This window comes from Sulfitobacter noctilucae (assembly GCF_000622365.1).
Classification (GTDB): Bacteria; Pseudomonadota; Alphaproteobacteria; order Rhodobacterales; family Rhodobacteraceae; genus Sulfitobacter; species Sulfitobacter noctilucae.
On record NZ_JASC01000005.1, the window covers coordinates 88638 to 94837 of the forward strand.

The following is a 6200-nucleotide window of genomic DNA, read 5'->3' on the forward strand; positions in this document are numbered from 1 at the left end:
GTGCTAGCCCCCGATCAGCACGGTTGGGCAGCAGGGCGGAATAATCACCCCGCCACAGGCAAGCTGGTCTCCGACGCGGGCGGCGGGAAAATTCTGGATCAGAACGGTCGTCGATCCCATGATAATTGGGTGCGGCACACCAAGGGCGGCATTGTCCGTCACCCGCGCAGCAGGGATGTTGCCGATCAACACACTTGCCGCGCCGGGTAGGGAAATCGGGTTGGGCACACCGGGCGGCGGGACAGGGGGCGCAGGGGGCGGTGCCGCAACAACGCACATGTGCATGTCAAAAAGCCGGGCGGCAGGTCTGCTCATGATGTCGCCTCCTTTGCTTCTTGACTGACCTCGACGCGACCATTTCCACCACGCGCAATATCAACCGCACGGTCAATCAGCATTTGCCCATATTCCTCAAACCTATCAGAGTTTTTGTCTAACGCCACGAGATTCATGACAAAAGCACAGGTTTCGGCGGCCCCCGCAGGGGCCGGAAATTCAGCCAGATCGGCAGGCCCCAGTGTACCGTCGGAATAGAGCACCGACATGGCGATGTTCACCGTATCATCATCGATATAGGCGTCATCCATCGACACACGCGCGCGTTCGCGATTGTCAGCGTTTGGGTTGAACACCCAATCCTCAGAGGCGGCCAGCGATTTGGGATCCTTGTCAGACTTCGGCCCGATATAATCGCGTGCCGCAAGGCAGGCCCACCAGACCCTTTCGCGCGGGGGCAAGGCGATGGACAAGAGCCGCAGCACATCAATCATTGCGCCTTTCTGATCCAGTTCCGCCAAGACCACTTCGGGGGCTGCGGCGACGGGGGCATCGATCGGTGTTTCAAGGCGCGTGTTCGTCAGCGACAGCAATTTTGCCGCTGGCTCCTTTGGCACCTTGACCATATCTTTGAAACGTTCGCTCATCATTCCGCCCTAGTTAATCTTGGTCAGTGACCCCTTCAGGGTCAACATGCCTGAGGCCTGTGCAGTGACTGCGGGCGCTTCCATTTTCGCGGTGCCGGTGCCTTTGACGGTCACACCCGATTGAGTAATCTCGACCGAGCTGCCGCCCACCTTCAGCGTGATCTTCTGCCCCGCCTCCATTGTGATCGTCGTCGCAGCAGAAATGTCGATCTTGCCTGATTGTACGTCAAGGCTCATGTCACCGGACCGCACGATCTCGGTCATGTTCCCCTCGACCGTCAGATCGAGTTTGCCGCTTTCTACGGTCTCGGCTTTGTCGCCCTCCTGAACGACCTCGGTTACGTTTTGTTTGACCGTTTGCAACAAGCTACCCGCATCAGCGTTATGGCCGCCCGGATCGACGTTCACACCGTCATCGCCAACGGTGATTTGCGCGCTGTCCTTAACCACCATCTGATAGTCCTTCTGGGACTGGAAATGGACATATTCGCTGCCCGCTTCATCCTCCATCACCAGCGCGTTGTAATCGGTTTCGCGCCCGTCAGGTGACGACCGCGTCATGATGCCCGTGCGCGTGGGCTGTTGTGGGTCCACATAGGGTGGCATCTTGTCTTTGTTGTACATCATGCCGGTGACAATCGGACGATCTGGATCGCCATCCTCGAATTGTATCACAACTTCCTGCCCAATGCGCGGAATAGAGAGGAGACCCCAGTTATTACCTGACCACTGCGTCACAACCCTGATCCAGCAAGACGCGGTTTCATCGTCGGGATTGATCCGGTCCCAGCGAAACCGCACCCGAACTCGGCCATATTCATCGGTATGGATTTCCTTGCCAGCCGGGCCCACGACCTCTCCGATCTGGATGCCCGGAATTTCGGGCCAGGGCGTGACAAAGGGTGCGCGGTATTGATGCTCTTTAACCACCGCACCGAAGGTAAACGAGTAATCATTGGTGACTTCTTCGGGAAACTCCGGGCCTTCGGGCTTGATCGCGAACCATGTATCATTATCCGCCTGTTCTTCGGCATCCTTGATGTAATGAGTGGTTTCGGTGATCAGGTATTCCGCATTGTTTAGCGGCTCGGGATGCTCCGTCAGTTTGAAGATGAAACCGGTGCCGAACTGGCGCACATCGCCGGACCCGCGGTATAAGAGATGACGGATGGCGGCGGATTCTGCTCTGATCCGCGTGCGCGTCTCGCCCAAAGTCTTTTCACCGCGATAATGGCCCGGCAGATCGTAATATTCGAAATCCTTGTAGTTATGCGTGCCCTTCAGGATCGATGTCGTCTCCATCTGGCGAACAGAAGGCTTTTCAAAATCATAGTCAGCCAGCGATACCTTGCCGCGTGTGACCCCCTGCGCCGCGGCCCATTCCGAGATTGTTTGCCCGGTTTTTGAATCGCCTCCGTCGCGGGGCTTAAAGGACACCTCGTTTCCATCGGGGAGGTTGTCATGACCCTGCAAACCATCGGTGATGATCAACTTTTCGTTCTTTTCAAACGCATCCGTGTGGTCAAAGAAGTAATAGAGCCCCTCTTCCTCCATCAGTCGGGAGAGAAAGGCGAAATCGGTTTCGCGGTACTGCACGCAATAGGTGCGGGAGGCATAGCTGTCCGATGTCTTGATCTGATAATCGGAAAAGCCATGCTCGCCCAAAACTTCTTCGATGATCTGAACGGCGGTTTTTTCCTGAAAGACCCGCGTGTTGCGTTCAAGCGTCAGCAGCCAGAACCACGGTCGGACCTGTGCAACAAAGTGGTCAAACCCGTCTCGCATCCCCATCGCTTCGACAGAGATACAGGTGCCCGTGAACATGCGGCCATTGCCGGCGGCGGCACCGCTGGCGCTGCCGGCAGTGCCAACATCGGGGTCCACATGCACCGTCATGATCCGACCAACGAAATCGCGCAATTTCACTTCGACCTTTTGCGCCAGAAACTCGATGGTGGTAGCGGTCAGTGTGCTCATTTCTTCTGTGACCACGGCCTGTTTCAGCCGCAGTTTGTCTGTCGGATAGGTGCCCGACATCCACGTCGTCGCTTCTTCTCTTGGCTTGCTAATGGTCATCAAAATGTCCCTCTAAAATCGCGCGGCCGAAGTGGAGCGTAATTTCTCCACGTCATAGATCGGCAAGCAGCGCAGCCAGTTCTTCATCCATATCATCATCAGTATCGCTGTCGGACGCATCGTCTGCGTCCAGATCAAAGCCTGCCAGCAGATCGTCCAGATCAGCGTCCGCGTCAGGCACATAAGGCGTATCCTCTGCCGTGGCGGCGCGGGGCGGTTTGGGCGGCGATGGCGGTGGCGGTGCCACGCCTGCCCAAGGGCCGAGGATATCGCCGCCTGCCAAAGACTGGAACGATCCTAACCGGATTTCATCACGCCCCTTGATCGAGATCACCGGCAAAAAGCCCCGGCCCAAAACTGTCTCGATCTTGTCCAGCGTCAGGTTGCGTTCCGTGCAGGGCAGCGCCACCTGTTCGCCGTAGTTGTCGGTCACAAAGTGGTACGGCACATCGCCCAACGACATGATCTGTCCCAGCCCCATTGAAGGACCGATTTCCTTGAAAGAGCGTGCCAGCAAGATCGCGACAAGCACGACCGGATTGGCCCACAGCATACCCGAAAGCCCGGCGCTTTGGGTGAATTCTTCAAATTCAAACGCGTAAATCGGCTCGCTTTTGGCGCCATAGGGCCGGCGCAGCATGAAACGCGGGCTTGCCAGCGCCAGATGCGCGGCTTCGGGCATGGCGCGCAAAGTATCCCATTCCTGCGCCACCAAAGGATGCCGGTCTTTCTTGGGTGTGTCGATGAAACCGGGGGTTATCGCAGTGAAAAACGGCGCATCGACATGGGCGGCCACACGGGCGATCCGGCCCAAGAGCTGGGCGTGCGGGGGTGTTTCTTCAAACGTATAAAGCCCCATCAACGCGGAATAGGCCCCGCGCCCGGTGACCTCGTCCATCGGCTCTTCAGTCAGCAGGCGCACCAGACCACTTTGCGACAGATCGTCGGCCTGCGTGAGATCGGCGGCAATTTCCTCGGCCGAGATATCATAAAGCATGACCTCGAGCGTATCGTCCGTTTCGATGCTGCGTGCGATCAGATCAAGGCTGCGCCACTGCGCCTCAATCGATTGGAAATCGGGGTGGTGCAAAACCAGCCGCATGGCACCTGACAGCGCATCATCGACGGCAGAAGCCATCGCAGTGGCATCGGGATCGGGCAGTTTGCGAATATGTGGCCCGACAATGCGCGCCAGCAGATCATCCACGGCTGAGGGCTGCGCCAATCTATTGGCTGTATCGCCAACCAGTTTCTGAAAATCGCTGAGTTTCAGATCCGCGCGCACCGTATTACTGCCGGACGTCGCCCGCGCTGGCGTAACCGCTCGGCCATAGGTTTCTCCCCACTCGATCAGCGAGGCCGCAGCGCTTTGTGCGGTTCCGCCAGTACTCAGTTGCGATTTTAGGTCCCGCAGCGCGGCAAAGACCTCGACATTCTCGTAAAGTTCGTCAGGGTGAAGGTCGTCCAGCCCGCGCAGATCAACCTTGACCCCTGCGCCTTCTTTTCCGATGGGCAGCACGAGAGTGGTGGCAAAGCTCTCGATAACCTGCTCGACCGTATCGGTATCCAGCGGGATAGCCGGACGTTCAGCGAGCGCTGCGCCCACCTCAATTTGCCCCCGCGCGGCCCGCCCCGTAAAATCGCCCAGAATGGCGATGCGAAAGCGTTTGCGCTCAAGCTTTTGGGGACTTGGTCTGTCAGCGGAAATTTGACCGTAGGAAAACTCCGAAGCAGTCTGGGTCGCCTGCCCTGCCCCAATGGGTTCTGCTGTATCCGTTGGCTGATCGCCCCCCAGATCATCAAGATCGTCGTCACCTATTGCCGTATCGTCGTCAAATCCGGCAAGCAACGCATCCAGATCGTCCTCCCCTTCCGGCGGATCTTCGACCGTAAGTTCGCCCAGTAGGTCGTCCAGATCATCGTCGGCGGATGCTGCACTGGCTTCTTCCGGTTCAGGAGCATCTGTCTCCGACAGCAGGTTGTCCAGTTCACTTTCAGCGCTATCGTCCAGATCACCCAGAAGCGCATCCAGATCATCCTCTGGCGCAACGTCTTCGGGGGTTTCTGCAGGCTCGTCTTCGGCATCGGCGAATAGACTGTCGAGCATATCCTCCGCATCGGTGTCCGCATCGGTTTCTTCTAAAAGATCGGCAAGACCATCAGGCTCCGGTGCCAAGGTTATTTCTTCTTCCTCCAGATCGGCCAGCAGATCATCCAATGCGTCGGTGGAACCGCCATCGGAACCTACTTCCTCAGCTTCAGCTTCTTCAATATCGCCGTCCTGAACAGCAGTGCTTTCTAGCGCGCCAAGCAAATCATCAAGCTCGGCCGCATCGTCGTTATCAATGGTTTTGTCGGGCTCCAACGTGGCCAGAATGTCGTTTGGATCATCTTCGATTCCCGGCTCTTCGATCTCATCCAGACTGGCGAAGACATCGTCGAGTGTATCATCTTCCTCCACCGGTTCGGGGGCATCAAGGCCGGACAGCACATCGCCGGTTGTGTCCGTTTCGGCGGGTTCCTCAATGGCATCCAGAGCCGCGAGAACATCTGCCGCCTCATCTTGTTGCGGCGCATCCTCACTCACCTCGATCCCCGCGAGAACATCGGCCGCAAGGTCTTCTTCAGATTCCTCCGGAACGGCTTCAATTCCTGCGAGAATGTCTGCGGCATCATCATCCGGTTCAATGTCGTCTACTGGCTCTATTCCAGCAAGGATATCGATGGAGCCCTCGTCCAACGCAGGGGCTTCAACCGCGTCCAATCCGGCCAAAATATCGCCCGCGTCATCCGCATCTTCGGCCTCAGGAACAGGTTCGATGTTCCCCAAAACAACGAGTGTATTATCATCTTCAACCTCGGCCTCCGGCGCTTCCAACCCGGTCAGAACATCCAAGGATAGGTCTGCTTCGATAGTCTCTTCAGCAATCTCGATCCCAGCGAGAACATCCGCAGCAGTCTCCTCCTCTGGTTCTTCCGCAACGGCTTCAAGCCCTGCAAGGATATCGGCGGGGTCGTCTTCCTTCTCGACCTCTTCAATGACGTCCAACGCGGCCAGAACGTGATTTGCTTCGTCTGCTTCTTCAGCCTCCACAACAGGTTCGATGCTCGCCAGAACATCGAGCGCGCTCTCCTCTTCGACCTCCGCCTCGGGCGTTTCCAACCTGGCCAGTATACCTTGTGATGTGTCAGCTTCGTCAG

At 57.4% G+C, this 6200-nt stretch carries 4 protein-coding genes; all 4 read right to left on the reverse strand.

Annotation, left to right across the window (positions count from 1 at the left end; genetic code table 11):
* Positions 1-3: 3 nt before the first annotated feature.
* On the reverse strand, positions 4-315 hold the full coding sequence (locus Z945_RS0105540; RefSeq protein WP_025051120.1) for a PAAR domain-containing protein: 312 nt from the start codon (positions 313-315) through the stop codon (positions 4-6).
* Positions 312-923 (reverse strand): DUF6931 family protein, encoded by a 612-nt coding sequence (locus Z945_RS0105545; RefSeq protein WP_025051121.1) that lies wholly within the window; start codon positions 921-923, stop codon positions 312-314. The genes Z945_RS0105540 and Z945_RS0105545 overlap by 4 nt, the downstream gene beginning before the upstream one ends.
* A gap of 9 nt (positions 924-932) precedes the next feature.
* Positions 933-2999 carry a type VI secretion system Vgr family protein gene (locus tag Z945_RS0105550; RefSeq protein ID WP_025051122.1) on the reverse strand — a complete coding sequence of 689 codons (2067 nt, stop codon included), beginning with the start codon at positions 2997-2999 and terminating at the stop codon, positions 933-935.
* Between the two features lie 52 nt (positions 3000-3051).
* On the reverse strand, positions 3052-6200 hold a 3149-nt coding region (locus Z945_RS0105555; RefSeq protein WP_025051123.1), incomplete at its 5' end, for a type VI secretion system contractile sheath domain-containing protein.

Bases quoted from the DNA above. Each gene is read 5' to 3' on its own strand.
- Z945_RS0105540 (WP_025051120.1), bottom strand. From the start codon at position 315: ATGAGCAGACCTGCCGCCCGGCTTTTTGACATGCACATGTGCGTTGTT.
- Z945_RS0105545 (WP_025051121.1), bottom strand. From the start codon at position 923: ATGAGCGAACGTTTCAAAGATATGGTCAAGGTGCCAAAGGAGCCAGCG.
- Z945_RS0105550 (WP_025051122.1), bottom strand. From the start codon at position 2,999: ATGACCATTAGCAAGCCAAGAGAAGAAGCGACGACGTGGATGTCGGGC.